This window comes from Saccharopolyspora sp. NPDC045839 (assembly GCF_056431645.1).
Genome location: NZ_JBWKKH010000016.1, coordinates 70,868 through 97,422, shown reverse-complemented (window position 1 = coordinate 97,422; position 26,555 = coordinate 70,868). Strand labels below are relative to the sequence as shown.

24 protein-coding genes are annotated in these 26,555 nt (G+C 69.2%); 15 read left to right on the top strand and 9 right to left on the bottom strand.

From position 1 onward, the window contains the following. Nucleotides 1-38: 38 nt before the first annotated feature. From AC07EQ_RS22670 to AC07EQ_RS22655, 4 genes are all read left to right on the top strand, one after another. Entirely contained in the window at nt 39-1,172 is a 1,134-nt protein-coding gene (locus AC07EQ_RS22670) for a CaiB/BaiF CoA transferase family protein (protein ID WP_478389905.1), read from the top strand. A gap of 219 nt (nt 1,173-1,391) precedes the next feature. After that, on the top strand, nt 1,392-2,534 hold the full coding sequence (locus AC07EQ_RS22665; RefSeq protein WP_478389904.1) for an acyl-CoA dehydrogenase family protein: 1,143 nt from the start codon (nt 1,392-1,394) through the stop codon (nt 2,532-2,534). Nucleotides 2,535-2,574: 40 nt separating this feature from the next. Then, nucleotides 2,575-3,738 carry an alkaline phosphatase family protein gene (locus AC07EQ_RS22660; protein WP_478389903.1) on the top strand — a complete coding sequence of 388 codons (1,164 nt, stop codon included), beginning with the start codon at nt 2,575-2,577 and terminating at the stop codon, nt 3,736-3,738. A gap of 7 nt (nt 3,739-3,745) precedes the next feature. Beyond that, nucleotides 3,746-4,588 (top strand): oxygenase MpaB family protein, encoded by an 843-nt coding sequence (locus tag AC07EQ_RS22655; RefSeq protein WP_478389902.1) that lies wholly within the window; start codon nt 3,746-3,748, stop codon nt 4,586-4,588. Between the two features lie 198 nt (nt 4,589-4,786). Here AC07EQ_RS22655 and AC07EQ_RS22650 read toward each other — a convergent pair whose 3' ends face one another. From AC07EQ_RS22650 to AC07EQ_RS22635, 4 genes are all read right to left on the bottom strand, one after another. After that, nucleotides 4,787-5,158 (bottom strand): hypothetical protein, encoded by a 372-nt coding sequence (locus tag AC07EQ_RS22650; RefSeq protein WP_478389901.1) that lies wholly within the window; start codon nt 5,156-5,158, stop codon nt 4,787-4,789. Between the two features lie 167 nt (nt 5,159-5,325). After that, nucleotides 5,326-5,994 carry a hypothetical protein gene (locus AC07EQ_RS22645; protein ID WP_478389900.1) on the bottom strand — a complete coding sequence of 223 codons (669 nt, stop codon included), beginning with the start codon at nt 5,992-5,994 and terminating at the stop codon, nt 5,326-5,328. A 118-nt stretch (nt 5,995-6,112) separates the two neighbouring features. Beyond that, entirely contained in the window at nt 6,113-7,264 is a 1,152-nt protein-coding gene (locus AC07EQ_RS22640; RefSeq protein WP_478389899.1) for a WXG100 family type VII secretion target, read from the bottom strand. Then, nucleotides 7,261-7,587, bottom strand: a complete 327-nt coding sequence (locus AC07EQ_RS22635; protein WP_478389898.1) for a hypothetical protein — start codon at nt 7,585-7,587, stop codon at nt 7,261-7,263. Before AC07EQ_RS22635 ends, AC07EQ_RS22640 begins: the two co-directional genes overlap by 4 nt. A 429-nt stretch (nt 7,588-8,016) precedes the next feature. On the opposite strand from AC07EQ_RS22635, the gene AC07EQ_RS22630 reads away from it, so the two are divergent. From AC07EQ_RS22630 to AC07EQ_RS22605, 6 genes are all read left to right on the top strand, one after another. Continuing rightward, nucleotides 8,017-9,501: an FAD-linked oxidase C-terminal domain-containing protein gene (locus tag AC07EQ_RS22630; protein WP_478389897.1), complete on the top strand. Its 1,485-nt coding sequence runs from the start codon at nt 8,017-8,019 to the stop codon at nt 9,499-9,501. Beyond that, nucleotides 9,501-10,754, top strand: a complete 1,254-nt coding sequence (locus AC07EQ_RS22625) for an FAD-binding oxidoreductase (RefSeq protein ID WP_478389896.1) — start codon at nt 9,501-9,503, stop codon at nt 10,752-10,754. Before AC07EQ_RS22630 ends, AC07EQ_RS22625 begins: the two co-directional genes overlap by 1 nt. Continuing rightward, nucleotides 10,754-12,073 carry a glycolate oxidase subunit GlcF gene (gene glcF / locus AC07EQ_RS22620; RefSeq protein WP_478389895.1) on the top strand — a complete coding sequence of 440 codons (1,320 nt, stop codon included), beginning with the start codon at nt 10,754-10,756 and terminating at the stop codon, nt 12,071-12,073. The genes AC07EQ_RS22625 and glcF overlap by 1 nt, the downstream gene beginning before the upstream one ends. A gap of 267 nt (nt 12,074-12,340) precedes the next feature. Further along, nucleotides 12,341-12,826, top strand: a complete 486-nt coding sequence (locus tag AC07EQ_RS22615) for an HIT family protein (protein WP_478389894.1) — start codon at nt 12,341-12,343, stop codon at nt 12,824-12,826. 178 nt (nt 12,827-13,004) lie between these two features. Further along, the gene (locus AC07EQ_RS22610) at nt 13,005-14,219 is read left to right on the top strand and encodes an acetyl-CoA C-acetyltransferase (protein ID WP_478389893.1); all 1,215 of its coding nucleotides are present in this window, start codon (nt 13,005-13,007) and stop codon (nt 14,217-14,219) included. 14 nt (nt 14,220-14,233) lie between these two features. Further along, nucleotides 14,234-16,450, top strand: a complete 2,217-nt coding sequence (locus AC07EQ_RS22605; protein WP_478389892.1) for a 3-hydroxyacyl-CoA dehydrogenase NAD-binding domain-containing protein — start codon at nt 14,234-14,236, stop codon at nt 16,448-16,450. An 86-nt stretch (nt 16,451-16,536) separates the two neighbouring features. Here AC07EQ_RS22605 and AC07EQ_RS22600 read toward each other — a convergent pair whose 3' ends face one another. The 3 genes from AC07EQ_RS22600 to AC07EQ_RS22590 form a co-directional block, all read right to left on the bottom strand. After that, a complete protein-coding gene (locus AC07EQ_RS22600) occupies nt 16,537-16,785 on the bottom strand; it encodes a hypothetical protein (protein ID WP_478389891.1) in 249 nt (82 codons plus the stop codon). Nucleotides 16,786-17,044: 259 nt separating this feature from the next. After that, nucleotides 17,045-17,845: a hypothetical protein gene (locus tag AC07EQ_RS22595; protein WP_478389890.1), complete on the bottom strand. Its 801-nt coding sequence runs from the start codon at nt 17,843-17,845 to the stop codon at nt 17,045-17,047. A 386-nt stretch (nt 17,846-18,231) separates the two neighbouring features. Further along, nucleotides 18,232-18,843 (bottom strand): TetR/AcrR family transcriptional regulator, encoded by a 612-nt coding sequence (locus tag AC07EQ_RS22590; protein WP_358574540.1) that lies wholly within the window; start codon nt 18,841-18,843, stop codon nt 18,232-18,234. 81 nt (nt 18,844-18,924) lie between these two features. Between AC07EQ_RS22590 and AC07EQ_RS22585 the strand changes: the two genes are divergently transcribed. From AC07EQ_RS22585 to AC07EQ_RS22575, 3 genes are all read left to right on the top strand, one after another. After that, nucleotides 18,925-20,421, top strand: coding sequence for a flavin-containing monooxygenase (locus tag AC07EQ_RS22585; RefSeq protein ID WP_478389889.1), 1,497 nt, complete (start codon nt 18,925-18,927; stop codon nt 20,419-20,421). Between the two features lie 82 nt (nt 20,422-20,503). Continuing rightward, nucleotides 20,504-21,232: a DUF6319 family protein gene (locus AC07EQ_RS22580; RefSeq protein ID WP_478389888.1), complete on the top strand. Its 729-nt coding sequence runs from the start codon at nt 20,504-20,506 to the stop codon at nt 21,230-21,232. A 111-nt stretch (nt 21,233-21,343) separates the two neighbouring features. Then, nucleotides 21,344-22,756, top strand: coding sequence for an MFS transporter (locus tag AC07EQ_RS22575; protein WP_478389887.1), 1,413 nt, complete (start codon nt 21,344-21,346; stop codon nt 22,754-22,756). Between the two features lie 148 nt (nt 22,757-22,904). Here AC07EQ_RS22575 and AC07EQ_RS22570 read toward each other — a convergent pair whose 3' ends face one another. After that, nucleotides 22,905-24,149: a M14 family zinc carboxypeptidase gene (locus AC07EQ_RS22570; RefSeq protein ID WP_478389886.1), complete on the bottom strand. Its 1,245-nt coding sequence runs from the start codon at nt 24,147-24,149 to the stop codon at nt 22,905-22,907. A 136-nt stretch (nt 24,150-24,285) separates the two neighbouring features. Here AC07EQ_RS22570 and AC07EQ_RS22565 point away from each other — a divergent pair, with 136 nt between their 5' ends. Then, a complete protein-coding gene (locus tag AC07EQ_RS22565; RefSeq protein ID WP_478389885.1) occupies nt 24,286-25,434 on the top strand; it encodes an MFS transporter in 1,149 nt (382 codons plus the stop codon). A gap of 290 nt (nt 25,435-25,724) precedes the next feature. After that, a complete protein-coding gene (locus tag AC07EQ_RS22560; protein WP_478389884.1) occupies nt 25,725-26,147 on the top strand; it encodes a hypothetical protein in 423 nt (140 codons plus the stop codon). On the opposite strand, the gene AC07EQ_RS22555 is transcribed toward AC07EQ_RS22560, so the two are convergent. Further along, nucleotides 26,140-26,520 carry a hypothetical protein gene (locus AC07EQ_RS22555; RefSeq protein WP_397530815.1) on the bottom strand — a complete coding sequence of 127 codons (381 nt, stop codon included), beginning with the start codon at nt 26,518-26,520 and terminating at the stop codon, nt 26,140-26,142. The genes AC07EQ_RS22560 and AC07EQ_RS22555 overlap by 8 nt on opposite strands. Between the last annotated feature and the right edge of the window lie 35 nt (nt 26,521-26,555).

Here is a 26,555-nt window from a genome sequence, read left to right as displayed (position 1 = left end):
ACTTGTGGTGCGTGACACAGGCTGCGGAGAGGTGTGGCGTGACGGGAACAGGCGGGCCGCTGGCAGGGATCAAAGTCGTCGAACTCGCCGGGATCGGGCCGGCCCCGTTCTGCGCGATGCTGCTGTCCGATCTCGGTGCCGACGTGGTGAGAGTGGACCGGCCCACTGCCGCCGGAGGCAAGACCGACCTGCTCAACCGCGGCAAACGATCGGTGCAGGTGGACCTCAAGCACGAACGCGGCGCGGAGGCGGTGCTGGCGCTGGCCGAGCGGGCGGACGTGCTGCTGGAAGGACTGCGCCCCGGGGTCACCGAACGCCTGGGCGTGGGGCCGGAGCAGTGCTGGGCGGTCAACCCGAAGCTGGTCTACGGACGGATGACCGGCTGGGGTCAGCACGGGCCGCTGGCGCCGACCGCAGGGCACGACATCGACTACATCTCCCTCGGCGGCATGCTGCACGCCATCGGCCGTGAAGGCGGGCCGCCGCAGGTTCCCGCGAACCTGCTCGGCGACTTCGGCGGCGGCGCGATGTACCTGGCGGTCGGTGTGCTGGCGGCGCTGCTCGAAGCGCGCACCAGCGGTCGCGGGCAGGTCGTCGACGCGGCCATTGTGGACGGTGCCGCGCACCTGGGCACCATGCTGTTCAGCTTCCTGTCGACCGGCGGCTGGAAGACCGACCGCGGCACCAACCTGCTGGACACCGGTGCGCCCTACTACGACGTCTACGAAACCTCCGACGGCGAATACGTCTCGGTCGGCGCGCTGGAGCCGCAGTTCTACGCCGAACTGCTGGACCGGCTGGGGCTGGCGGGCGAGGTGCCCGACCGAGACGACCCCGCGAACTGGCCGGCACTGCGCGAACGGTTCGCCGCAACCTTCCGGCAGCGAACCAGGCAGGAGTGGGCCGAACTGTTCGCCGGCTCCGACGCGTGCGTCGCGCCGGTGCTGTCCATGGCAGAAGCCGAAACCCACCCCCACGTCGCGGCCCGGGAAACCCTGGTGCGACGCGACGGTGTCTTGCAGCCGGCACCGGCACCGCGCTTCAGCCGAACCCCGAACCCGCCGCCCGGGCCGGTCGCCGAGGCGGGCGCGGACACCGAGGAGGTGCTGCGGGAGTGGAAGGTCCCGCCGGAACTGCTCGAATCCGGTGCGTTCGGTTCGAGGGACCGATGAGCGGCGCCGCCGCGACCGCTCGCCGCGTGGGCGGGGGATGGCAGAAAGGTTCCCATCCTCGCACTCGCCGGCAACCGGCGCCCGGGCCCGAAACCGCGACCCGCCCCCGCCGGTCGGTGACAGGAAGGTTCCCATCCTTCCGTCCGGCTGGGGCCGTGGTGACAGGAAAGTTCCCTTCCTCTCACGCCCGGCGTGAACATCGAAAGGAGGCGTGAACCGATGCGCAGGGAATTGTTCGAGCCCGAGCACGAGGCATTCCGCGAGACGGTGCGCACCTTCGTCAACAAGGAGCTCGTGCCGCACGTCGAGGAGTGGGAGGCCGCCGGGGTCGTCAGCCGCGAGTCGTGGTTGGCCGCCGGAGCGCAGGGGCTGCTCGGCTTCGCCGTCGACGAGCAGTACGGCGGCGGTGGCGTCGACGACTTCCGGTTCAACGTGGTGTTCGACGAGGAACTCGTCGGCGCGGGCATTTCCGGCTTCGGCTCACCGCTGCACAACGACATCATCGCGCCGTACCTGATCAGGCTGGCCACCGACGAGCAGAAGCAGCGCTGGCTGCCCGGGTTCTGCAGCGGCGAGCTCATCACCGCCATCGCCATGACGGAGCCCGGTGCGGGCAGCGACCTGCAGGGCATCCGCACCACGGCGGTGCGCGACGGCGACCACTTCGTCCTCAACGGGCAGAAGACGTTCATCAGCAATGGCATCCTCGCCGACCTGGTGATCGTGGTGGCCCGCACCGACCCGGACGCCGGGTATGAAGGCATCAGCCTGCTGGTCGTGGAGCGCGGCATGCCCGGCTTCGAACGCGGCCGCAACCTCGACAAGATCGGCCAGAAGTCGCAGGACACCGCGGAGCTGTTCTTCAACGACGTGCGGGTGCCGGCGCGCAACCTGCTCGGCGAGGAAGGGCAGGGCTTCATCTACCTGATGCAGAACCTGCCGCAGGAGCGGCTGTCGATCGCGGTCGCCTCGGCCGCCACCGCCGAGAAGGTCCTGGGCATCACCAAGGACTACTGCCGCGACCGCACGGCGTTCGGCCGCCCGATCGGCAAGTTCCAGCACATCCGGTTCGAGCTGGCGGAGATGGCCACCGAGGTCGAGATCGGCCGGGTGTTCACGGATCGTTGCGTCATGGACCACGTTCGCGGTGAACTGGACAACGAGCACGCCTCGATGGCCAAGTGGTGGCTCAGCGAGCTGAACAAGCGGGTCGTGGACCGCTGCCTGCAACTGCACGGCGGCTACGGATACATGACGGAATACCCGGTCGCCAAGGCGTACCTGGATTCCCGGATCCAGACGATCTACGGCGGCACCACCGAGATCATGAAGGAAGTCATCGGGCGGGCGATGGGATTCTGACGGTCGTGGGCGCACGCGCCCACGAGAGAGGCAAGGCGCCATGGACTGGATCGTCGCCCCCGACGACGACGGGCGCGCACTGCCCGACGTCCTCCCATCGCTGCTCGGCGCGATGGACGTGGCCGGGTTCTCCGACACCATCGGGTTCCCGGCCTGCCGCACCGCGGGCGTGTTGCTGATCGACGGGCTCGGCCGGGACCTGCTGCGCGAGCACGCGGAAGACGCGCCGTTCATGGCCGGCCTGCTGACGTCGCCGCCGTTGAAGGCCGGTTTCCCGACGACGACGGTCACCAGCATCACCTCGCTGGGCACCGGCCGGTGCGCGGGCGAGCACGGTCTCGTCGGCTACAGCTTCGCCGAGCCCTCGGGCGGCCTGCTGCACCCGCTGAGCTGGGGAACCCACGGCACGACGGGTGATTCCGCCGGAGGCCGTCGGAGCCTGCTCGACCAGTGGCCGCCGGAACAGGCCCAACCGACGCCGACGATGCTGGAACGGGCGGCCGCAGCGGGCGTCGACGTCCGGACCGTCGTGCCTGCGGAATTCGCGAACACCGGGCTGACCAGGGCCGCTTTTCGCGGCGCGGATTTCCGGGGCATGCGCGCCCTGGGCGATCTCGCCGCCGAACTGCTCGCCGCGTTGGGCGCTGACGGCCCGGCGCTGTGCTACGGCTACCACGGTCACCTCGACTTCCTCGGGCACGTCCACGGCCCCGGCTCGTTGCCGTGGCGCCTGCAGCTGACGGTCATCGATCGCCTGGTGGCGATGCTGGCCGAACGCCTCCCGCGCGATGCGGTGCTGACCGTGATCGCCGATCACGGCATGGTCGAGATCGACCCCGGCGAGGCGGTCGACGCCGACACCGACCCGGCATTGCGAGCCGGTGTCCGGCTCCTCGGCGGCGAGGTCCGCGCCCGCCACATCTACGTCGAGCCCGGTGCGCTGGCCGATGTGCACGCCGCCTGGCGGGAGACGATCGGCGATCGTGGCATGGTGCTCACCGGCGAGCAGGCGATCGACGAGGGCTGGTTCGGCCCGGTGGTCGCCGACTCGGTGCGACCGCGCATCGGCGACGTGCTGGCGATCATGCGCGATTCCGGGGTGATCCGGTCGGTGATCGAGCCGGGGGAGTCCGCGCTGCGCGGTCACCACGGCTCGCTCACCTCGGCCGAACAACTGGTTCCGGTGCTGATGTTGGGCGGGTGAAGGGCGGATGCGCGACGAGGGATTGTTCGGGCCGCAGACCGTGACCTGGCAGCTGCACGCCGACCCGGCGATGTGGATCGCCGGGATCTGCAGCCTCTACCTGCAGGCGTTGCACCCGCGCGCGGTGGCGGCCGTCGTGCAGAACTCCCGGTTCCGGGAAGACCCGCTGGGACGCCTGATGCGCACCGGGAACTTCGTCGCCACGACGACCTACGGCACGACGGCCGAAGCCGAATCCGCGGGCGAACGGGTCCGCCGGGTGCACCGCACGCTCAGCGCGACCGATCGGAGAACCGGCGCCGAGATCCGCTTGGACGACCCGGACCTGCTGCGCTGGGTGCATTGCGCCGAGGTCGCATCGTTCGCCGGTGTCGTGCGGCGCGCGGGATTCCCGCTCACCGATGCGCAGCTCGACCGGTACTTCGACGAACAGCGCCGGGCGGCCGCCCTCGTCGGGCTCGACCCGGCGGAGGTGCCCGGCTCGACCCGCGCGATGGCGGAGTACTTCGAGCAGATCCGGCCCGAACTGCAGCGGACGGCCGACTCCGACCTGGTCTACGACTTCCTGCACCGGCCGTTCGCGCCGTGGTGGCTGCTGCCGGTGAACCTCGGCTACCTGCCCCTCGGACACCTCGCGTACTCGGTGCTGCCGGGGTGGGCGCGGAAGTTGCACGGCCGCCCGGCGTACCCGGCGCCGGTGGTCGCGGCCGGACTGTGCGGGTTCAGGACGACCGGCCTGGCGGTGCCGGACCAACTGCGCTTCCGCTACCCGGGCGATCACGTCCAGCGCGCGGTGGACCGCCTGGGCAAGGCGGCCATGCCGTCGATCAAAACCCTCGCCCAGCTGTGACGCGGCGAAAGCATGGGAACTTTCCTGCCACCACGGCGGCGGCCGGAGTGCCCGTCACTCCGCCCGCATGCAGCGCAGCATGGGAACTTTCCTGCCATTGCCGACGGCGTGGAGCATGGGAACCTTCCTGTCACCACGGCCCGAGTGGGGCCGCAGCATGGGAACCTTCCTGTCATCCGCGACGCCTGCGGCGAGGGGTCACTGCCGGAGCAGGAGGTTGGAGCCGTCGGCGAAGTCGATGGAGGCGAACGGGGCGCCGAAGAACGTTCGCCCCAACAGCACGTCGCGGATGCCGCGTACCGCGTTCGGGGGCTGCTCCCACCAGGTGACCAGGGGCGTTGCCGGTTGGTCGACGAATTGGGCCGGGATGACCACGGCCGCGCGGTGCGTGGTGGCGATCAACCAGGCGTAGCCGTTGCCCGCCGTCAGCATGTCGGCGACCTGCACGGCGAGCTGGCGCCCGGCAGCGGCCGTCGCCCACCCTCGAACCCCGCGATCATGCACCCACTCGTCGCCGAGGTGCTCGCCTCGCGCTACGAGCTCCGACGGCTTGAGGTAGTCCTCCGGCACTGCTTGATTGCACCTCGGAACGGGGTTGACCGGAATGTGCGGTGCCTTCACATTGCCGGCCACTGTGGATGCCAGAAAGCCGGGTCGCCGTTCGAAGACCCGGTGCAACGACTCGCCTTGGCGCAGCCAGCCCTGCGCAGCCAACTGCGCGAGTTCGTTCGGTGTTGCTACCAACTGCTGCCCCCATTGCCGCGTACCAGCCCGAGAACCCGGTTCGGATCGGTCTTCACCGGGATCCGGAGATCGAGCCGAGAACCATCGACGAAGTTGATTCGCAGGTAGGGGCGGTGGCGGTGTTCCTTCTCGTATCCAAGCCAGCGGAACTCGCGTTGCACGACGTCGCAGTTCACGATCTGGTCCGTTTTCACGCAAGCTCGTTCGACGATTTCGAGAGTGCGGGTCTGCCCCTTGTGGTCGAAGGCGCGTCCTTTGCCGTTGATGGCGGAGTTCATGGTTCCCGCGAAGTCGTCCGCGAGCCTGCCGACCGGGCCGGTGACCTTCATGACCGTGTCCATGGCTTTGTCCAGGACGTCGAGTGAGCCTTCGGGGTATTCGGGAAGCTCGAGCAGCGCCAACCGCTGTGGTGTGGCGACGAGGACTCCCGGTAGTGCCCCGGGGATGGCATCTCCTGCGGTACCCGTCATCCGGACGGCCAGTGTGTCGACACCCCGTGCCGACACCACAGCCGAGGGTTGACTGCGGTCGTCGGCGGGTTCGTCACCCCAGCTGATCAGCGCGTTGACGCGGAACGGCAGAGCTCCCACTTGGAACGCGGCGCGGGTGACGATGCTGCGACGCTTCTTGCCGTGCTCGTCGAGGCCACCGACCTCGAACAACGGAATGTGGTACGGGTCGGGAACCGCCCAAAGGATGGGCTCATCCGGCTCGCACCACGACGACCGCGCGCTGAGGATCAGGTGTTCTTGGTTCATTCAGCTCGCGGCTCCCGCCAGGTCACGAGAATCCCTTCTCCTGCGCAGCCTTGCTCTCCTCAGGCGAGAGCTGCCCGCTGATCCGCTGGTTGGCCTGGTCGTACATCTGCTTGGGGATCTCTTTGACCGCTTGTCCTTCGACGGTTTCCACAACGCCGGACAGTGCAGCCTTGCCCAGGCTGGTTTTTCCGCCGAGTGCCTCGCCGATCACCTTACCGCCGATGTTGGCGGCCAAGGCTTCCTCGCCGGTATTCCCCATCCCGTGACGGCCCATGAACAAGTTGCTGGTCTTGGAGGTGAAGCCCGTCGTGCCATCCGGGTTGGTGATCTCCTTGCTCTTGGACACCCGGTTGGCCAGGAACTTCTGCAACCCACCTTTGCCACGCATCTTGTTGAGTAGCTCTTCGAGCTTCTTCAGCCACTTGAAGAGCTGGGCCTGGATCTTGGCGACCTGCGTGGCGATCCGGCCACCGGTGATGCCGACCGACGCGGTGGTGGTCGCACCGGCCGCGCCCACCGAGGCGCCCGCGGTGATCCACGACGCGGCGAGCGCGGCGAGCCACTGGACGATCAGGCTGATGATCAGCTCGGTGAGGATGTTGATGACCATCTCGACGAACATGTCGAACATGTCCGCAATGCCGTCCAGGGTTTCCTTCAGCCCGCGGACGTCCTGCGCCAGGGCCTTGGTCCCGTCACCGAACTCGGTCATCTGCTTGCGGAAGGCGTCGCCGTCCTGGCCGACCCACGTCCCGGCGGTCGCCTCAGCGCGCTGGGGCTCCTGCTCGGCGACCGAGTCGAGCCACTTCGCGACGTCCTCCCAGCCCTTGCCGGTGGCACGCATCTGCTCGGGGTCGCCGATGGCCTGCTCGGCGATCTCGATCAGCGGCGTCATCACGATCGACACCAGGAAGCCGAGGCCGTTGTCCAGCAGCGCCTGGCCGGGATTGGACAGCAGGTCCATCTGTTCCTGGCGTGCCGCGATGACCGCGGAGGTCCATTCGGGCGCGGCGGAGCCGTCGGCGAGGCTGCCGCCGTTGGTGTTGGCGGCCGCGTCCTTCAGGTCGGAGGTGGCGCCGGCGATGGAGGAGCCGCGGGTCAGGGTCTGCTCGGCCCAGTTCTTGCGGGTGGAGTCGCCCTGGTTGAGCTCGGTGAAAGTCCCCGGGCCGGTCATCCTGCGAGCCCCTCTCCGGCCTTGTTCAGCATCTCGATGATCTGCTGCTCGGTCTCGCCGTAGTCCTTGACGGTGTCTTCGAGGGCCTGCTTGGTCTCGGTGAGGAACTGCTGGGCCTTCTGGGCGCTCTCCTGGCAGCCCTGCAGGGTTTCGAAGTACTTGTCGCTGATGCCGACGGCGTTGCCGATCGGACCGAAGCACTGGTCGTCGGTGCGCGCCTGCTCCAGAAGCTGAGAGAGCTGCCCGAACTTGTCGGCGAGGCTCTCGCAGCCGGAGCCGTGCTCGGTCAGCGTCCCGGGCGTCATCTGCAGATTGCCACCCACTGCGGCACTTCCCCTCAGCGTGATTTGACTGGTTGCCGACCCTACGTCGCGTTCGACGTTGATGAGAAGTATTCGGTTCCGCTCGTTTTGAGACGTCTCCCGCTTTCGTCCCGTTGTCTGCGGCGCTCGCCTCCGGACCTCGGCATTCGCGGCGGTGCGAGCATGGGAACTTTCCTGTCATCCGGCGGCCCGGAGGGTGTGAGGATGGGAACCTTCCTGTCATTTCTCGCCCGGCGGCGGCTCGTCTTGCGGTGGGAGTGACAGGAAGGTTCCCTTGCCCTGGTCACGGCGGGAGCCGAGGGCGATCCTGGTGCTGTGCGCGGTAGCGGAACATCTTGTCCACTTCTTGTATCTATGTTGTGAACAACCTAGGGTTCCCGATGACCGGAAGGGACATTCCGTAAAACGGAAGTAACCGGGAGGCTGAGCATGCAGTCGACCAGCACCGCGACCGAGCCGGCGCTCGACCAGGTCGTGCAGCGGTTCCACGCGGCACTGCCGCCCAACGCGGTGATCACCGACCCGCAGCGGCTGCGCACCTACGAATGCGACGGGCTGGCGAGCTACCGGGTCGTGCCGGCCTTGGTGGTGCTGCCGGAAACCGCCGAGCAGGTCCAGGAGATCATCCGGACCTGCGCCGAGCACCAGGTCCCGTTCGTCGCCCGAGGTTCCGGCACCGGACTGTCGGGTGGGGCGCTCCCGCACGCTTCCGGCGTGCTCGTGGTGACCTCGAAGATGCGGCGGATCCTGGAGATCGACCTGGCCAACGAGCGGGCCGTCGTCGAACCGGGCGTGATCAACCTCGACGTCACCAAGGCCGTCGCCGCGCAGGGCTACTACTTCGCACCGGACCCGTCCAGCCAGCAGGTCTGCTCGGTGGGCGGCAACGTCGCGGAGAACTCCGGCGGCGCGCACTGCCTGAAGTACGGCTTCACCACCAACCACATCCTCGCCCTCGAGGTCGTCACCCCGGACGGCGACATCGTCGAACTCGGCGGCAACGCGCGGGAAACCCCAGGCTACGACCTGCTGGGCGCCGTCATCGGCAGCGAAGGCACCCTCGGCGTGGTCACCAAGATCACCGTGCGGCTGCTGCGCAAACCCGAAGCGGTGCAGACCCTGCTGGCCGGGTTTCCGTCCACCGACGAGGCGGGCGCGGCGGTGTCGGCGATCATCGCCGACGGCGTCACCCCGGCGGCGATCGAGATGATGGACGCGCTGGCCATCGAAGCCGCAGAACAGGCCGTGCAGTGCGGCTACCCGGAAGGCGCCGGCGCGGTGCTGGTCGTCGAACTCGACGGCCCCGCGGCCGATGTCGAGCACACCTTCACCGAGGTGAAGCGGCACTGCGAGGCGCACGGCGCGTTCGAAATCCGGGTCGCAGCCGATGATCACGAACGCGCGATGATCTGGAAGGGCCGCAAGTCCGCGTTCGCCGCGGTGGGCCGCATCAGCCCCGACTACATCGTGCAGGACGGGGTGATCCCGCGGACTGCGCTGCCCGAGGTGCTCGGCCGGATCGCCAGGCTGTCCGCCGAATCGGGCGTGCGGGTCGCCAACGTCTTCCACGCCGGAGACGGGAACCTGCACCCGCTGGTGCTCTTCGACGATGCCGAGCCGGGCGCGAACGAGCGCGCCGAAGCGGTCTCCGGCGCGATCCTCGACCTGTGCATCGAGCACGGCGGCTCCATCACCGGCGAGCACGGGGTCGGCGCGGACAAGGTCAAGTACATGGGCCGGATGTTCACCGCCGATGACCTGGACACCATGCAATGCGTGCGCTGCGCCTTCGACCCGGTCGGAATCTGCAACCCGGGCAAGGTCTTCCCGACGCCGAGGCTCTGCGGCGAAGTGCCCGGGCCCCGGCGCGGCGTGCACCCACTGACCGAAGCGGGATTGGCGGACCAGTTCTGATGCCCACTACGACCAAGGACGCCGCGCACGGAGCACTGGTGGCCGCGCTGGGCGCCGATTGCGTGCGTGAAGCGACGGAGACCGACGCCGTGTCCGGCGTCCGCCCGCACTGGGTGGCCACCGTGGACGGAACGGAGCGGACGTCGGTGGCGATGAAGATCGCCGCCGAGCACGGCCTGCGGGTGGTGCCCAGGGGATCGGGCAGCAAGCTCGGCTGGGGCTGCGCGCCGGACGCCGTGGACCTGCTGCTCGACGTGTCGGCCGCGAGCGGCATCGTCGACCACGCCGCGGGCGACCTCGTGGTGCACGCCCTGGCCGGGACGCCGATCGCCGAGGTCAACAGCGCTGCCCGCGCCACCGGGCAGCAGTTGGCGATCGACCAGCCGCTGCCGACGGCGACGCTGGGCGGCATCATCGCGACCGGAACCGCAGGGCCGTCCCGGCACCTCTTCGGCGGGGTGCGCGACCTGCTGATCGGCATCACGGTCGTGCGGGCCGACGGCACGGTGACCACGGCGGGCGGCAAGGTCGTGAAGAACGTCGCGGGCTACGACCTCGGCAAGCTCTACACCGGCTCCTTCGGCACGCTCGGGGTGATCACCGAAGCCGTGTTCCGGCTGCACCCGGTCGCCGCCGAGCACCGCTGGATCACGGTCACCGCCGACGAACCGGAAAGCGCCGCGACCGCCGCCGACATCGTCCGGCACTCCCAGGCGATGCCCACCGCGATCGAACTCGACCGGGCCGAACCAGGCGGGCCGATCACGGTCTGCGCGCAGCTCGAAGGCAGGCCCACCGCCACGCACGACCGCGCGGTCGAGCTGGCCGCCGCCATCGGGCACGGCGCGGAAGTGCTGGAGCAGGCCCCGTCGTGGTGGGGGCAATACCCGTTCGACCCGGCCGGCGGGATCGGTCTGCGCTTCGGCGCGAAGCCGACCGCGCTGCCCCGACTGCTCAGCGCCGTGCAAGACGCCGCCGCGGCGGGCCTGCCGCTGGCGATCCGCGGCGCCGCCGGACTCGGCGTGCTGAACGCCGGGCTGCCCGGCGACGCGGACGCAGCCGCTGTCGCCAACCTCGTCAAAGCGCTGCGCGCCAGCTGCGACTACGCGGTACTGCTCCGCGCGCCGCAGGACGCCGCGATCGACCCGTGGGGGCCGATCGAGCCCGGACTGCTGGCGCTGATGCGTCGCACCAAGGACCAGTTCGATCCGGAACACCGGCTCGCCCCCGGCCGGTTCGTGGGAGGAATCTGATGACCGAGACCCCGGCCCGCCCGGGCGCCTTCGACGCGCTGCACCCGCCGCAGCGCGAGCTCGTCGACGACTGCGTCCACTGTGGATTCTGCCTGCCCGTCTGCCCTACCTACGACCTGTGGGGCGAGGAGATGGACTCGCCGCGCGGGCGCATCTACCTGATGAAGGAAGGGCTCGAAGGCGAGCCCATGACCGATACGATGGTCGGTCACTTCGACGCGTGCCTCGGCTGCATGGCCTGCGTGACCGCCTGCCCGTCCGGGGTGCAGTACGGCACGCTCATCACCGAGACGCGGGCCCAGGTCGAACGAAACCACCAGCGCGGACGCTGGGAACGACTCCTGCGCACGGCGATCTTCACGCTGTTCCCGTACCCACGCCGCCTCAAGGCGATGCGCGGACCGCTCGCGCTGTACCAGCGGCTCGGCATCGGCAACCTGCTCAAGCGGTCCGGGCTGCTGGCGAAGCTGCCGGACGGGCTGCAGGTGATGGAATCCCTGGCGCCGCCGATCAGTCGCGCGCCGAAGCTGGGAAACCGGATCCCGGCGCGCGGCAAGCGACGCGCGACCGTCGGCATGATCACCGGCTGCGTGCAGAGCGCGTTCTTCCCCGACGTCAACGCGGCAACGGCGCGCATCCTCTCCGCAGAAGGCTGTGACGTCGTCATCCCGCCGGCGCAGGGCTGCTGCGGCGCGCTCAGCGAGCACTCCGGGCGCGAACCCGAAGCGGTGAAGTTCGCCCGCCAGCTGCTGGACGCCTTCGAAGAATCCGGCGTGGACTACGTCGTCATCAACTCGGCCGGCTGCGGCTCCACGCTGAAGGAATACCCGCGACTGCTGCAGGACGACCCGGAATACGCCGAGCGGGCGGAACGCTTCTCCGCGCGGGTGCGCGACATCTCCGAACTGCTCGCCGAGCTGGGCCCGGTCGCCGAGCGCCACCCGCTGCCCGTGCAGATCGCCTACCACGATGCCTGCCACCTGGCGCACGGCCAGGGCATCCGGTCGCAGCCGCGCGAACTCCTGCGCGCGATCCCCGGGCTGGAGCTCAAGGAGATCAACCGGGGCGAACTGTGCTGCGGCTCCGCAGGCGTCTACAACCTGCTCCAGCCGGAGGCCGCGCGCGAACTGGGCGATCGCAAGGCCGAGAACGTCCTCGCCACCGGCGCGAAGCTGCTGGTGACGGCGAACCCGGGGTGCTCGATGCAGATCCGCACGGCGCTCGAGCGCCGCGGCGAACGCCTGGCGATGGCGCACACCGTGCAGGTGCTCGACGCATCCATCCGCGGCCAGGGCGTCGAGACCCTCCTGCGCGGCTGACCCGAAGCCCTGCGAGGCCGACGCCCCGGCCTCGCAGGGCTCTTGCCGCTCGCGCGCGAGAGCCCGTGCCCCCTTCGATCGGCAGCATCCTCTCTGCGACCCGGGCGGCGTCGGCTGCGAGCATGGGAACTTTCCTGTCACCACGCATGGAGCATGGGAACCTTCCTGTCATTCCTGAGGCGCGGACGCGAGCATGGGAACCTTCCTGTCACCGGCACGCAGCGATCGGCCGCGAGCGCGGTCGATCCGGCAGGGAGGGGCAGAGCTGTGGATGCGCGGCGTGAAGCATCGGGCGAGTGCCTGGCCTGCGACCTCTCCAACGGTGCGGCCAGGCTCCCGGGCGGCCGAGTGCACCAGACCGAATCCAGGGTGGTGGAGCACTGCGTGGGCCCGCTGGGCGTGGGAACGCTGCTGGTCAAGCCATTCCGCCACGTCCTGTACATCGCAGAGCTGACCGATGCGGAGAGCGCGGAGCTCGGCCCGCTCCTGCGGCGCGTCGCTGAAGCGGTCGAGGAGGTCGTGCGCCCGGAGCAGGTCTACGTCTGCTTGTGGTCGCATTCCGGTGGCACTCCCGGCCACATCCACTTCGTCGTGCAGCCCGCGACCCGCGACCTGATGGAACGGTTCGACGGCTACGGGCCGGAGCTGCAGATGGCGATGTTCACCGATAGCGCGATGCCGGACGAAGCAGCAGTGGAAGCGATCTGCGCCCGATTCCGCGAGCAGCTGAGCGAGGTGGAGTCGGCTTCCTGACCGGTTTCGCTCCGGCGCCGCTCGGGGCGGGATGACAGGAAGGTTCCCATGCTCGCACCGCCCCAGCCCCCATCCGGGCACAACTGATCGCTCGGCAAGCCCCACACCCATTGACTGTGACAGTGTTGGTGTCACACTCTGGGTGGAGCACCTGCCGCAACGAGGAGGCACGCCACACATGTCCGAGGCGTTCGTCTACGACGCGATCCGCACACCACGCGGTCGCGGCAAGAAAACCGGGTCGCTGCACGGGGTGAAGCCGATCAGCCTGGTGGTGGGCCTCATCCAGGAGCTGCAGCGCCGCCACCCGGACCTGGACCCCGCGCTGATCGACGACGTCGTGCTCGGCGTGGTCTCGCCCGTCGCAGATCAGGGCGGCGACATCGCCAAGACCGCCGCGCTGGCCGCGGGCCTGCCCGACACCGTCAGCGGTGTGCAGATCAACCGCTTCTGCGCGTCCGGCCTGGAGGCCGTCAACATCGCCGCCCAGAAGGTGCGTTCCGGCTGGGAGGACGCCGTGCTCGCCGGCGGCGTCGAATCCATGTCCCGGGTATCGATGGGCTCCGACGGCGGAGCCTGGGCGATGGACCCCGAAACGAACTTCGCCACCTCCTTCGTGCCGCAGGGCATCGGCGCCGACCTGATCGCCACCATCGAAGGCTTCGATAGGTCCACTGTGGATGCCTATGCCGCCGAGTCGCAGACCCGCGCGGCCAAGGCCTGGGCCGACGGCCGCTTCGCCCGCTCCGTGGTCCCGGTGACCGACCGCAACGGCGTCGCCGTCCTCGACCGCGACGAACACATCCGCGCCAACACCACCGCCGACAGCCTCGGCGGGCTGAAGTCGTCCTTCGCCGACATCGGCGAGCTCGGCGGATTCGACGCCGTCGCACTGCAGAAGTACCACTGGGTGGAGCGCATCGACCACGTCCACACGGCCGGCAACTCCTCCGGCATCGTCGACGGCGCCGCGCTGGCGCTGATCGGCAGCGAATCCCTCGGCGAACGCACCGGGCTGCGCCCCCGCGCCCGGATCGTCGCCGCGGCGCTCAGCGGCGCCGATCCGACGATCATGCTGACCGGCCCCGGCCCGGCGGTCCGCAAGGCGCTGGCCAAGGCCGACCTGAGCATCGACCAGATCGACCTGATCGAGATCAACGAGGCCTTCGCCGCGGTCCCGCTGAAGTTCATGAAGGAATTCGGCGTCGCCCACGACAAGGTCAACGTCAACGGCGGGGCCATCGCCATGGGCCACCCGCTGGGCGCCACCGGGGCGATGATCCTGGGCACCCTCATCGATGAGCTGGAACGCCGCAACCAGCGCTACGGCCTGGCCACGCTGTGCATCGGCGGCGGCATGGGGATCGCGACTGTCGTCGAACGGATCGGCTGAAGGACACATCACACATGAGCGAGCAGAACACCATCCGCTGGGAGTCCGACGCAGACGGCATCGTCGTGCTGACCCTGGACGACCCGCAGCAGCAGGCCAACACCATGAACGAGCGCTACCAGCGCTCCATGGACGAAACCCTGCAGCGCCTGGAAGCCGAGCGCGACAACATCACCGGCGTCGTCCTCACCTCCGCGAAGAGCACCTTCTTCGCCGGCGGTGACCTGCGCGAGCTGGTCCAGGCCCGCCCCGGCGACGCCGAACGGGTCGCCGAAACCACCACCGGCGTCAAGCGGCATCTCCGCCGCCTCGAAACCCTCGGCGTGCCGGTGGTCGCCGCGCTCAACGGCACCGCCCTCGGCGGCGGCCTGGAGATCGCGCTGGCCTGCCACCACCGCATCGCGCTGAAGGACCCCGAGGCCCGCTTCGGTTTCCCCGAGGTCACCCTCGGCCTGCTGCCCGGCGCCGGCGGCGTGGTCCGCACGGTCCGCCTGCTCGGCATCGCCGACGCCCTGCTGAACGTGCTCCTGCAGGGCCAGCGGCTGCGCCCGGAGAAGGCCGCGGAGACCGGCATCGTCGACGAGCTCGTCGACACGCCGGAGCAGCTGATCGCGGCCGCCAAGGACTGGATCAAGGCCAACCCCGAGGCGGCACAACCCTGGGACCGGCCGGGACACAAGATTCCCGGTGGCACGCCGTCGAACCCGAAGTTCGCGGCCAACCTCCCGGCCTTCCCCGCCAACCTCCGCAAGCAGCTCAAGGGCGCGCCGCTGCCCGCCCCGCGCAACATCCTCGCCGCCGCGGTGGAAGGCGCGCAGGTCGACTTCGACACCGCGCTCGCCATCGAGGGCCGCTACTTCGTGGAGCTGGTCTGCGGCCAGACCGCCAAGAACATGAGCAAGGCGTTCTTCTTCGACCTCCAGCACATCAATTCAGGTGGCAGCCGCCCGGCCGGCGAACCCGAATGGCGCGCGAAGAAGGTCGCGGTGCTCGGCGGCGGCATGATGGGCGCGGGCATCGCCTACGTGTGCGCCAAGGCCGGCATGCAGGTCGTGCTCAAGGACATCTCGCTCGCGGCGGCCGAGAAGGGCAAGGACTACTCGGCGAAGCTGCTGGAGAAGGCCATCGCCAAGGGGCGTTCGACGCAGGTCAAGGCGGACGAGCTGCTGGCCCGGATCACGCCCACCGACCAGCTCGACCCGCTGACCGGCTGCGACCTGGTCATCGAGGCCGTCTTCGAGGACCCGAAGCTCAAGCACCAGGTGTACTCGGAGGTGCAGGACGTCATCGACGGCGACGCGCTGATCGCCTCCAACACCTCCACGCTGCCGATCACCGACCTCGCCGAGGGCGTGCACCGCCGAGAGGACTTCATCGGCCTGCACTTCTTCTCCCCGGTCGACAAGATGCCGCTGGTCGAGATCATCTGCGGCGAGCACACCAGCGACCGGGCCCTGGCGCGCGCGTTCGACGTGGTGCAGCAGATCAACAAGACGCCGATCGTGGTCAACGACAGCCGCGGCTTCTTCACCAGCCGCGTCATCGGCACGTACGTCAACGAGGGCGTCTCGATGCTCGCCGAAGGCGTGCACCCGGCGTCCATCGAGCAGGCCTCCGCGCAGGCCGGATTCCCGGCGCCCGTCCTGCAGCTGTTCGACGAGCTGACCTTGACGCTGCCGCGCAAGATCCGCGACGAGAGCAGGCGTGCCGTCGAGGCCGCCGGCGGGACCTGGACTCCGCACCCGGCCGAGCTGGTGCTGGACCGCATGGTCGACGAGTTCGACCGCAAGGGCCGCTCCAGCGGCGCCGGCTTCTACGACTACGCCGACGGCAAGCGGGTCGGGTTGTGGCCGGGACTGGCCGAGCACTTCGGCGCGGCCGAGCGTGATCCGTCCGAGGTGAGCCTGACCGACCTCAAGGAGCGGATGCTGTTCGTGGAGGCGCTGGAAACGGTCAAGTGCCTCGACGAGGGCGTGCTGCGGTCGGTGCCGGACGCCAACATCGGCTCGATCTTCGGCATCGGGTTCCCCGCCTGGACCGGCGGAGTCGTGCAGTACATGAACGGCTACTCGGGCGGGCTGGCCGGATTCGTCGCGCGCTGCCGGGAACTGGCGGAACGCTACGGCGAGCGGTTCGAGCCGCCGGCCTCCCTGGTCCGCCGCGCAGAGGCGGGGGAGCCGTTCGACCTCGGCGAACCCGACGGGGACATCGTCGCCGCCACGGCGGCATGACGGGAGAGGCTTCGTAGCAGGCGAACTCGCGGACGTGAAAAGGCGCCGGGCCAACGCAGGCCCGGCGCCTTTTCCGCTGGTCCTGCTCAGCGCTTGAGGTGGTCGATGATCGGCGCGTTGACGCAGTGGTTGATCTGCGGCGACAGGATCGGGACCACGGCGCCGGCGACGGCAACGTTGTTGCCGCACAACTGCACCGGAACGGCGCTGACGTTGTTGTCGTCCAGCAGGTTGATGCCATTGTTGTTCGCGCTGTCGGCGAAGGCCGGGGAGGCGATGGCCATCATCGCAGCGGCGGCCGCGGCAACACCAGCAATACGAGCACCGGTACGCACTGTGCTTCTCCTTAGGTGACTGAACATTGCGGGTTCATCCCATGCGGCGACCGGGAAAACGCGGGAACAGGCCCCGTGCAACGGCGACCGCGCGGCAGAGTTTGCGCCATGCCCGCACGCAAGTCGAACCGCTCCGGGCGTGTTCCGGCAAGTTCCCACGATGGAGTGAGAAATCCATTGTGGAGCGTTACTTGTTCGTTGCTCGAAAAAGAAAAAGTGGTCCCGGAACGTTGTCCGGGACCACTTGATCCGATCGTGCTCAGCGCAGCGCGCGGGCCACGTCGCCGACTGACGGGAGCTGGCCGGTGATCCGGTGCACCGGAGCATTCGGAAGGCTGCCGGTGACCTGCTGCGCGACATCCCTCGCGCCGCCGCCGAGGCCGCTGTTGAGCTCCGACGTCACCGGGGTCTTCTCGAGCGCAGGCACGAGCTTCTCGGGCTGCGGCAGGGCGACCTGCTCGCCGGAGTTCTGCAGCGGATTGCGCTGCAGAGCGGGGGCGACCGCGCCGACCGGATTGGCCAGCGGTTCCGTCGCGTAGCCCTGGGCCGCGGTCAGCTCGACCGCGGTGTCCAGCGTGGACATGCCCTGGTGCCCGGGCTCGCGCGGCCCCACCTCGGCGTCCAGCAGCGTGGCTTCCGGAATGCGTTCGGAGGCCACACCGAGGTGGTCCGGGGTCACCGAGCCGCCGATGGTCGGGCGGGTCTTCGTCATCTGCTCGACGCGGGTGGTCTCGGCGAAGACGTGGCCGAGCACCCGGTTCGGCTTGCCGGGCGCGAGCACCGGGCGGCCGTCCCGCATCTCACCGCCAATCCCGTGGGCGGTGGTGGTGATGTCCGCGCCCACCTTCTTAACCAGGTTCGGGGTGTTCGCGTACAGCTGGGTGTCCGCGCACGGAGCCTTCGTCGGGCTGTACCCGGGGCCGTTCTGCATCTGGCAGGCGTTCAACGGGGCGCGGACCCCGATGTTGTCCGGAACGGACGACAGGTCCGGCTTCGGGAGGCCGGTGCTCTCCGCGGCAGAGGCGGCACCGGTTCCGACTGCGGCGAACCCCGCGGCCACAACGGCTGCCTTTACTGTGCGCGTGGTCCAGGGGCGCAAACTGTTCTCCTTGGGTCTGGCGTGTTGGCACGGCTGACTCGGTATCGGAGAACGTCCGGTGGATCTTGACTCTCAACTTCCGATCACCGCTCGAACGAGTGAAATTCGAGAGGCGTGACCCGCTGCTCAGGTCAGAATCTCTGCCCCTGCTGCCTCGGCACTCCGGCCCCGCGATCTCGCACCGACAACACCGCGTGGCGTTCCAGCTCGGGGGCGGATGACAGGAAGGTTCCCATGCTCCAAGGGCGCGGGCGTGGGCTCGGCGTGGAGTGACAGGAAGGTTCCCATGCTTCAACCGGCGCCCCGGGGGGCAGTCGGCGGCTGGGCCGCGTTGCGGGCGGGTGGTGTCAGGGGACCGGGGTGAGGCTCGGGGCGAACAGGGCCATCAGGTGTCCGGTGGCCTGTTCGGCGGTGATTTCCGGGCGGCGGTCCCGCCACAGGGCGAGGCGTTCGCAAGCGCCGATGATCGCCTCCGCGAACGCCTCCAACTGCACCGGATCGAGGTCGGGGCGCGCGGCGCCCATCAGTCCCGACGTGAACTCCATCTGCTGCATGCGGATCGATTCCAGCTCGCTGCTCACCGATGAGCTCGGCACCGCGGACTCGTTGCGCAGCAGCGCCCAGGCCTGGGCGTGGTCGTCGCTGAACTTGAAGAAGGCCAGCAGGCAGTCGTGCAGCAGTTGCTCGGGGGTGGCTGCGCCGGCCGCCGCGACCGTGGTCGCTTCCAGCAGCTCGCGCTTGGCCCGTTGCAGGCAGGCGAGCAGCAGCCCTTCTTTGGAGCCGAAGTACTCGTAGAGCATCGGCTTGGACAGGCCGACCCGTGCCGCGATGTCGTCCATGGACGTGCCCTGGTAGCCGTCTGCCGCGAACACCTGCTCGGCGACGGCGAGGATCTGGCGTTCCCGCTCGGCTCGGGGCATGCGCTTGCGTCCGGTGGTCGGTGCCTGCTGCGTCTCCACGGAAACACCCTACCGCAAGTAACCTACTCGTAGTAAGCTACTGCCGGGTAGTCAGTCGTTCCGGTGTCGGAGGAGGACCTGATGGTGCAACGGCAAACGCAGGACCAGCGCAAATACCGGACCTCGGTGATCATCGTCGGGACCGGCTTCTCCGGGCTCGGGATGGCGATCCGGCTCAAGCAGGCCGGAATCAGTGACTTCATCGTGCTGGAGAAGTCCGCCGACCTCGGCGGCACCTGGCGGGACAACACCTACCCGGGCTGCGCCTGCGACGTGCCGTCCCTGATGTACTCGTTCTCCTTCGAGCAGAACCCGTCCTGGTCCCGGATGTTCGCCAGGCAGGGCGAGATCTCCGACTACCTGCAGCACTGCGCCGACAAGTACCGGGTCCGCGACCACATCCACTACGGCGTCGAGTTCACCGGCGCCGAGTACGACGAGGACGCCAACACCTGGACGGTGTCCACTGCGGACGGAACCGAGTACGAGGGTCGCGCGCTGGTGTCCGGTGTCGGCGCATTGCACATCCCGAGCTACCCGGAACTACCCGGCGTGGAAGGCTTCGAGGGCGAGGTGTTCCACTCCGCGGAGTGGAACCACGACTTCGACCTGGCGGGCAAGCGGGTCGCGGTGATCGGCACCGGGGCGAGCGCCATCCAGTTCGTGCCGCGCATCGCCAAGGAAGTGGCGCAGCTGCACCTGTTCCAGCGCACCCCGCCGTGGATCCAGCCCAAGCCCGACCGGCCCCTCCCGGAGTCGGTGCAGCGCCTGTTCCGCAACGTCCCGCTGGTCCAGCGGGCCGCCCGCGCGGCGCTGTACTGGACCCTCGAAGCGCGCTACTTAGCGGTGTTCAACCGCCGCCTCGGCAAGTTCGCCGAGCAGCTGTCCAAGCGGTACATCCGCAAGGCCGTCAAGGACCCGAAGGTGCGCGCCGCGGTGACCCCGGACTACGCCATGGGCTGCAAGCGGATCCTGCTCTCCAGCGACTACTACCCGGCGCTCAACAGGTCCAATGTGGACCTCGTGACCAGCGGGGTGGCCGAGGTCCGGTCGCGATCCGTGGTCACCGGTGACAGCGAAGAGCACGAGGTCGACGCGATCATCTACGGCACCGGCTTCCACGTCACCGACGCGTTCGACCACCTGAGCATCGTCGGCCGCGACGGGCGCAAGCTGCAGGACGCCTGGCGCAACGGGATGGAGGCCTACCTCGGCATGACCGTCTCCGGCTTCCCGAACCTGTTCTTCCTGCTGGGGCCCAACACCGGGCTCGGGCACAACTCCGTGGTGTTCATGATCGAGTCGCAGATCAACTACGTGCTCAGCTGCCTGCGGCCGATCTGCCGCGACGAGATCGGGCAGATCGATGTGCGGAAGTCGGTGCAGGACGCCTTCAACACCGAGATCCAGGCGGAACTGGCCGACGAGGTGTGGTCGGCCGGCGGGTGCCGGAGCTGGTACCTCGACGAGAACGGCGTCAACCGCACGATCTGGCCCGGATTCACCTGGAAGTACTGGCAGCGCACCCGGAAGGCCGACCTGGCGGACTACGAGACGACCGCCGGCCGATCCCGTTGAAGCTTCGCACGGGCGTTCGATATAGTGGTGGCGTCACTGTCTAACAGCCCCGAAGGGGCTCACCCTTGAGCAAGGGGTGGCGATGTCACCGCTGTCGTCCGATGAGCTGCACGGAATCCGCGAAGAGCTGAACGCCGGAACCACGCCGACGGTGTGGTTCACCGGCTCGGCCGTGGGCGTCCAGGAAGGCCGCTCCGGCAAGGTCGTCGCGCTCGGCGAACCGGCCGAGGGCGACTTCATCCAGGTCCGCCCGGCCGGTTCGAAGGACGTGCTGTCCTTCTCGGCCGCGGAGGTCACGAAGGTCAAACCACCTCGCAAGAAAGCGGCGCCACCCGAGCCGCCGGCGAAACCGGCCGCGAAGCCACGCCCTGCCACCCCGGCATCGGCTCCAGCTGCGGCGAAGCCACCGGCGGCGCAGGAGAAGCCCGCCGCCGCGGTGAAGCCTGCTGCGCCGGCGAAGCCCAAGGCCGCCGCGGCTCCGGCCGCTGCGTCGGCGAAGCCGGCTGCGGAGTCGGCGGCACGCCGCAAACCACGGCAGGCCAAGCCGATCGGCGGGGCGACGGTGACGCTGACGGCGGACCAGGACGGCCAGTGGAGCGTCGAGGTCAGCGCCGGCAAGAAGCGCGTCGTGCGCCCGACACCCGTCGCCGCGAACGCGGTTGCGCAAGCGGCGAAGGCGCTGCACGACGACGTCGCGGCAGCGGTGGAACCGCTGATCGACGCCGCTCGCGAACAGCAGCGTCTGCGCGTCGAGCAACTTCGCTCGGAGCTCGCCGCGGCGCAGGCGGCGCTCGACGAACTCGGGAACTGAGCCCCACTGCGCTGAGCCGGACTTCCGTGTCCGAAGCTCGCCAGCATCTGTCGTCGCGCTCCGATTCACTCATGCCAGGCATCAGGCCGGGACATGGTGAAGAGGAACTCGATGACCGAAACGGCGTCGCGGCGGCGCGGCTCCAGCGGGCAGCTCACCGCGCTGCTGGGTGGGATGTTCCTCGGCAACGTGGACGTGGCCATCGTCAACGTGGCCGCGCCGTCGGTCCGCGATGACCTGGCCGCCTCGGGCGCCGAGCTGGAGCTGATCGTCTCCGGGTATGCGCTCAGCTTCGCGGTGCTGCTGATCACCAGCGCGCGGTTGGGCGAGATGCGCGGTTACCGGCGGATTTTCCTGCTCGGCCTAGCGGTCTTCACGCTCGCGTCGCTGGGCTGCGGGCTCGCGCCAACACCCTTTCTGCTGATATGCGCGCGGATCGTGCAGGGCGCCGGGGCGGCGTTGATGACCTCGCAGGTGCTGACCGGAATCCAGCTGAACTTCCGGGACGACGAACGCCCCCGAGCGCTGGGGCTTTACGCGGTGACCCTCGCGGGCAGTGCGGTGATCGGGCAGGTGCTCGGCGGCCTGCTGGTCTCCGCGGACCTGTTCGGCACCGGGTGGCGCCCGGTCTTCCTGATCAACGTGCCCATCGGCGCGGCCCTGTTCGTGACCGCCTGGTTCTTCCTTCCCGCGGACCGGGGACGCAGCATGGAGCGACTGGACCTGGCAGGAGCGGCGGTCTTGGCCGCGGCGCTCGCGTTGTTCATCGGCCCGATGATCCTGGGGCGGGAGATGGACTGGCCGATGTGGATGCGGTTGTGCTTGGCGGCCAGTCCGCCCGCGTTCGCGCTGTTCGTCGTGGTTGAGCGCCGCGCCGCTCGGCCACTGGTCGAGCTGGGCCTGCTGCGGCGGGCACCGGTGGCGTGGGCGATGGTCGCCCAGACCACAGTGCGGGCCACGTACTTCGCGCTGCTGTTCGTGCTGGCGCTCCACCTCCAGCAAGGGTTGGGGGAGAGCGCAACCTATTCCGGGCTGGTCCTGGTGTCCTGGGTGGCCGCCTTCGGCGTCTCGGGCCCGCTGCTCGGCCGGATGCCCGCACGCTTGAGGAGATCGGCGGCACCGGCCGGGAATCTGCTGCTCGCCGCCGCCTTCGCCGGAATCGGCTCGGGCCGGTGGTGGGCCGCCACGGCCAACGGGCCCCTGCTGATCGTCCTGCTCGGCCTCGGCGGGCTGGGGTACGGAGCGGCGTTCAGCGCCACGCTCGACCACCTGACGAGCGTCGTCGAAACCCGCCACGCACCGGACGTGAGCGGACTGTTCAACACCACGTTGCAGATCGGCGGTGCCGTGGGCGTCGCCGCCTTCGGCGCGATCTACCTGGATCTGGCGCCAGCGAGTGGGCCGGAAGCGGTGACCGCCTTCAGCACGGTCGCCTTCGCGCTCGCGGCGGCGGCGCTGGCCGCAGTGGCATGTGCCCAGCTCGCGATCCGAACCACCAAACCCCGGCAACCGCCGGAAACCTGATGCGAGCATGGGAACCTTCCTGTCACCCACCAGCCGGGCAGGCGCTGTGACCAGGGATTTTCCAGAGGGCATCCGGTATCGAACGAACGGCGCTCGCCGCCGCGCAGGAACGCAGCCGGCGAGCGTCGAGGGTCGTGTGCCGGGTTCGTCAGTTCTCGATGTCGGTGGTGGCGGTCATGGTCTGCTTGCCGCGGTCGGTGGGCGGGATGCGGTCGTAGGCGGCGGGGTCGAGGTGCTCGACCTGGCCGCTGGCGACCGACGAGAGGATCCCGTCGAGTCCGATGTAGACGGCTCGGGTCAGCATCGCGCGATGCTGTTCGCCCAGCGTCTGGGTCTGGCCGCGAACCTCGAACAGCACCGCGCCGCTGCCATTGAGCTGGAACGTGCCGAGGCCGGTGCCCGGCAGGTTGGTGTCCTGCGGGTAGAGGGTGATGTTGCCGAATTCCGGATTGCGGTTGGCCGCGGCCTGCAACGCGTTGTACGCGGCCACGTTGAGCTGCTTGGAGTACTCCGGCCGGAAGGTGTCGGCGAACTCGGCGTACGCGGCGCCCTCCGGGGTGGCGGGGTCGGCGACGAACTTGCCGGACAGGCTCAAGGTCACGAACCGGTCGGTACCCGGAACCGTGTAGCAGGCGCCCTGGTGGTGCAGGTCGATGTAGGTGTCGACCGCGCCGAACTCGGCCTGCAGCGAGCGGTAGACATCGCGCACCGTCTGCGTCTCCGGGCTGATGAACCAGCCTGGCCGGTCGCTGCTACCGGGGAAGTCCTGCGGCTGCGGCTGGTAGTCGAGGTCGGGGTTGTAGTCCCGGTTGACGTCGAAACCGGGCCGCTGCGTGTAGTCGTCGCCCTGCCGCGGCTCGGTGTAGTAGTTCCAGGATGGTGGCGCGGCCGCCAGCTGCGGGAAGCGCGCCTGCACCTCCTGCCACGTCATGTCGTTGCCGCGGCGATCGAGCGCGGCTCCGTCCGGGTTGATCTTCGGCATCGCGACCACGGTCAGCTGCTCGCGGATCTGCTCGGCCCGGCTGGAATCCGAGGTGCCCAGGAAGTCGAGCAGGTCCAGCACCGCATCCGGCCCGGTCTTCTCGTTGCCGTGGATCTCGGCTGTGACGAGCACGACCTTCGGACCGGTACCGACGCGCGCGAGGAGCATGTCGCGGCCCCGGTTGGATTCGCCGACGGTTTCCACCGCGACGCGACCCGCGCTCACCCGCTCGATCCGGTCGAGCTCGACGAGGAGCTCGTCGTGGCTGGTGAACTCGCTGATCGGGTTCTCCCGGGGCTCCTCGCTGCACGGCGGCGGGGCCGCCACCGTCAGCGGTGCGGTGGCCGCCGCGGGAACGAACGCCGATCCCGCGACCGCCGCCGCCAGTGCCAGTGCTCGCATCCGATTCATGCAGGAACTCCTCGCCGTCGCAGTGACGGCCCAAGCCAAACCGATCTTGACGAAAGCCACAATCGGCCATGAGTGCGCATCTCGGACTTCTTGGACCGGATGGACAAAGCATGGCCACGAGGCCTATCAAGAACTCGTGCGAGTCTCGGTTGAATCCCCCGCCAAGGACAGGACGGCGTTGCAGCACCGGTCTTTTCGGCTTCTCCTGGTAGCGACCGTCGGCGGTTTCGCCGGATATGTGCTGCTGGTGCCGGTCCTCCCGCTGTGGGCGGTCGCGGGCGGTGCGGGTGAAGTTGCGGCCGGGGCGACCAACGCCGTCTTCATGCTCGTGACCGTGCTGACCCAGCTGGGCATGCCATGGCTGCTCAAGCGCATCGACCACCGAATCGCATTCGCGCTGGGCACGATGCTGATCGGCCTGCCCACCCCGCTGTACGCGCTGTCCAGCGAGCTGTGGCTGCTGCTCGGCGTCTCCTGCTTGCGAGGAGTCGGCTTCGGCCTTCTCACCGTGACCGGCGCCGCCCTGGTGGCCGAGCTCGTGCCCGCTGCGCAACGCGGGCGGGCGGCTGGGCTCTACGGGTTGTCGATCGGGCTGCCGAACGTTCTCTTCCTGCCCGCCGGCGTGTGGCTGACGCAGACGATCGGCTTCGTCCCGCTGTTCTGGATCGCCGGGGCACTACCGGTGGCTGCGACCGCGGCGGTGCTGGGCATGTCGCGAGTGCGGGCCAAGGTGGTGGAGCGGTCCGGCACCTCGGCGTTCCCGCTGGCGCTGCTGCCGTCGTGGACCGTCATGACCACGGCCGCGATCGCCGCCGGCGGGCTCACGGCGTTCCTGCCGCTGGCCATCGCAGGATCGGTGGCCCCAGCGGCGTTGCTGGCCTTCGGCGCCGCCACGATGCTCGGCCGGTGGGCCGCTGGACAGCTCGGCGACCGGCTCGGGCACAACAGGGTTCTGGTGCCCGCCGTGCTGCTGGCCGCCCTGGGCACGGGCCTGCTCGCGGTCTCGGCGTGGGGTGCGGACCCGGTGGCCCTGGTCGGCGCGGCTGCCTTCGGGGCCGGGTTCGGCGCGGTCCAGAACATCACCCTGGTCGTGATGTTCGAGCGCACGGAGTCCAGGGTGGCCAGCACCGCGTGGAACATCGCGTACGACGCCGGCCAGGGCCTCGGCTCGATCGGCTTCGGCGCCCTGGTCACGCTGTCCGGCTATCCGGTGACCTTCGCCGTCGCGGCGATCCTCATCGCCATCGGCACACCCCTGGCCGCCTCCCACCGCCGGCGGGGTTGAGAGCAAGGGAACCTTTCTGTCACCCGCCGCTGCCCGCCGGTCGGAAAGCTGCAGCATGGGAACCTTCCTGTCACTCGCCCCGCGAGCCGGGGCGGTCGTGGTGACAGAAAGGTTCCCTTCCTGTCACCACGCGTAAGATCTGTGGTGTGTGGTTGGACACATCTCGTGGAATTTCAGCCGACCGAATCGCGCTTCAGCGGATCGGCGAATCCGGCCCCGGGCGATCGGGGTGAACAGCCCGTGACGACACCCGGCCGCCCGGTCGTTCGGGACGGCCTAGAATTCGGGGTGTGTTCCGCAGCCTGTTGACCCCGCGTTGGCTGCTTCTGCACGCGCTTTTCGTCGTGGCCACGGTCGCCACCGGCTTCCTTGCCGTGTGGCAGTGGGACCGTGCGCACGAAGCAGGGGGAAGCTTCCAGAACCTCGGCTACGCCTTGCAGTGGCCGCTGTTCGGCGTGTTCACGATCTTCCTGTGGGTCCGGCTGATGCGCATGGAAGCGCACCGGGACCGGGACGAGGCGGAGCCGGAAGCTGCGGAGACCGCGCCCCGGGAAGAAGCCGCGCCGCAGGTCGAGGCCCAGCCGGCCGTGCACCGGAAGCGGCCGCTGGTGCCGCCGCCGGCGCCGCCGGTCGGTGCGGAGGACGATCCGGAGCTCGCCGCCTACAACCAGTACCTGGCCGACCTGAACAAGTCGGATCGCCGCGCTAGTTGAACGTGATGTTGCCCTCGATGGTGCGCGCCTGAATCAGGTTCTTGACCTCACCGCGGTTCACGTTGACCACCGCGTTGTCCGCGGCCGAGATCTCCTCGTGCACCTCGGCACCCTCCGTGCGCAGCTCCTCCGCGAACTCGGCGTCCTCCGCGCAAACCTGGTCCAGTCGTTCGGCCAGGGCCTTCACCTGCGGTTGACCCGCCGAATCCTGTTCGGCGGCTTCGAGCGCGGCCCTCGTCTCCGGATCGTTCTGAGACCTCCGGCGCAGGAGGTCGCGGACCTTTTCCAACGCCTGCTTTCCGGCAGCGCCGAGCGCGGTGGCGGCTTGCCCAGCGAGCGCTGTGGCCAGCGAATCCAGGAACGGGTCGGTCATTTCTCCTCCGCGGTGATCGACTCCGGTGGTCACCA

Excerpts from the sequence above, each read along its gene's own strand:
- AC07EQ_RS22625 (WP_478389896.1), top strand. The coding sequence starts at position 9,501 with ATGCCCACTACGACCAAGGACGCCGCGCACGGAGCACTGGTGGCCGCG.
- AC07EQ_RS22640 (WP_478389899.1), bottom strand. The coding sequence starts at position 7,264 with ATGACCGGCCCGGGGACTTTCACCGAGCTCAACCAGGGCGACTCCACC.
- AC07EQ_RS22555 (WP_397530815.1), bottom strand. The coding sequence starts at position 26,520 with ATGACCGACCCGTTCCTGGATTCGCTGGCCACAGCGCTCGCTGGGCAA.
- AC07EQ_RS22585 (WP_478389889.1), top strand. The coding sequence starts at position 18,925 with ATGGTGCAACGGCAAACGCAGGACCAGCGCAAATACCGGACCTCGGTG.
- AC07EQ_RS22610 (WP_478389893.1), top strand. The coding sequence starts at position 13,005 with ATGTCCGAGGCGTTCGTCTACGACGCGATCCGCACACCACGCGGTCGC.
- AC07EQ_RS22665 (WP_478389904.1), top strand. The coding sequence starts at position 1,392 with ATGCGCAGGGAATTGTTCGAGCCCGAGCACGAGGCATTCCGCGAGACG.
- AC07EQ_RS22655 (WP_478389902.1), top strand. The coding sequence starts at position 3,746 with ATGCGCGACGAGGGATTGTTCGGGCCGCAGACCGTGACCTGGCAGCTG.
- AC07EQ_RS22575 (WP_478389887.1), top strand. The coding sequence starts at position 21,344 with ATGACCGAAACGGCGTCGCGGCGGCGCGGCTCCAGCGGGCAGCTCACC.
- glcF (WP_478389895.1), top strand. The coding sequence starts at position 10,754 with ATGACCGAGACCCCGGCCCGCCCGGGCGCCTTCGACGCGCTGCACCCG.
- AC07EQ_RS22605 (WP_478389892.1), top strand. The coding sequence starts at position 14,234 with ATGAGCGAGCAGAACACCATCCGCTGGGAGTCCGACGCAGACGGCATC.
- AC07EQ_RS22580 (WP_478389888.1), top strand. The coding sequence starts at position 20,504 with ATGTCACCGCTGTCGTCCGATGAGCTGCACGGAATCCGCGAAGAGCTG.
- AC07EQ_RS22630 (WP_478389897.1), top strand. The coding sequence starts at position 8,017 with ATGCAGTCGACCAGCACCGCGACCGAGCCGGCGCTCGACCAGGTCGTG.
- AC07EQ_RS22660 (WP_478389903.1), top strand. The coding sequence starts at position 2,575 with ATGGACTGGATCGTCGCCCCCGACGACGACGGGCGCGCACTGCCCGAC.
- AC07EQ_RS22570 (WP_478389886.1), bottom strand. The coding sequence starts at position 24,149 with ATGAATCGGATGCGAGCACTGGCACTGGCGGCGGCGGTCGCGGGATCG.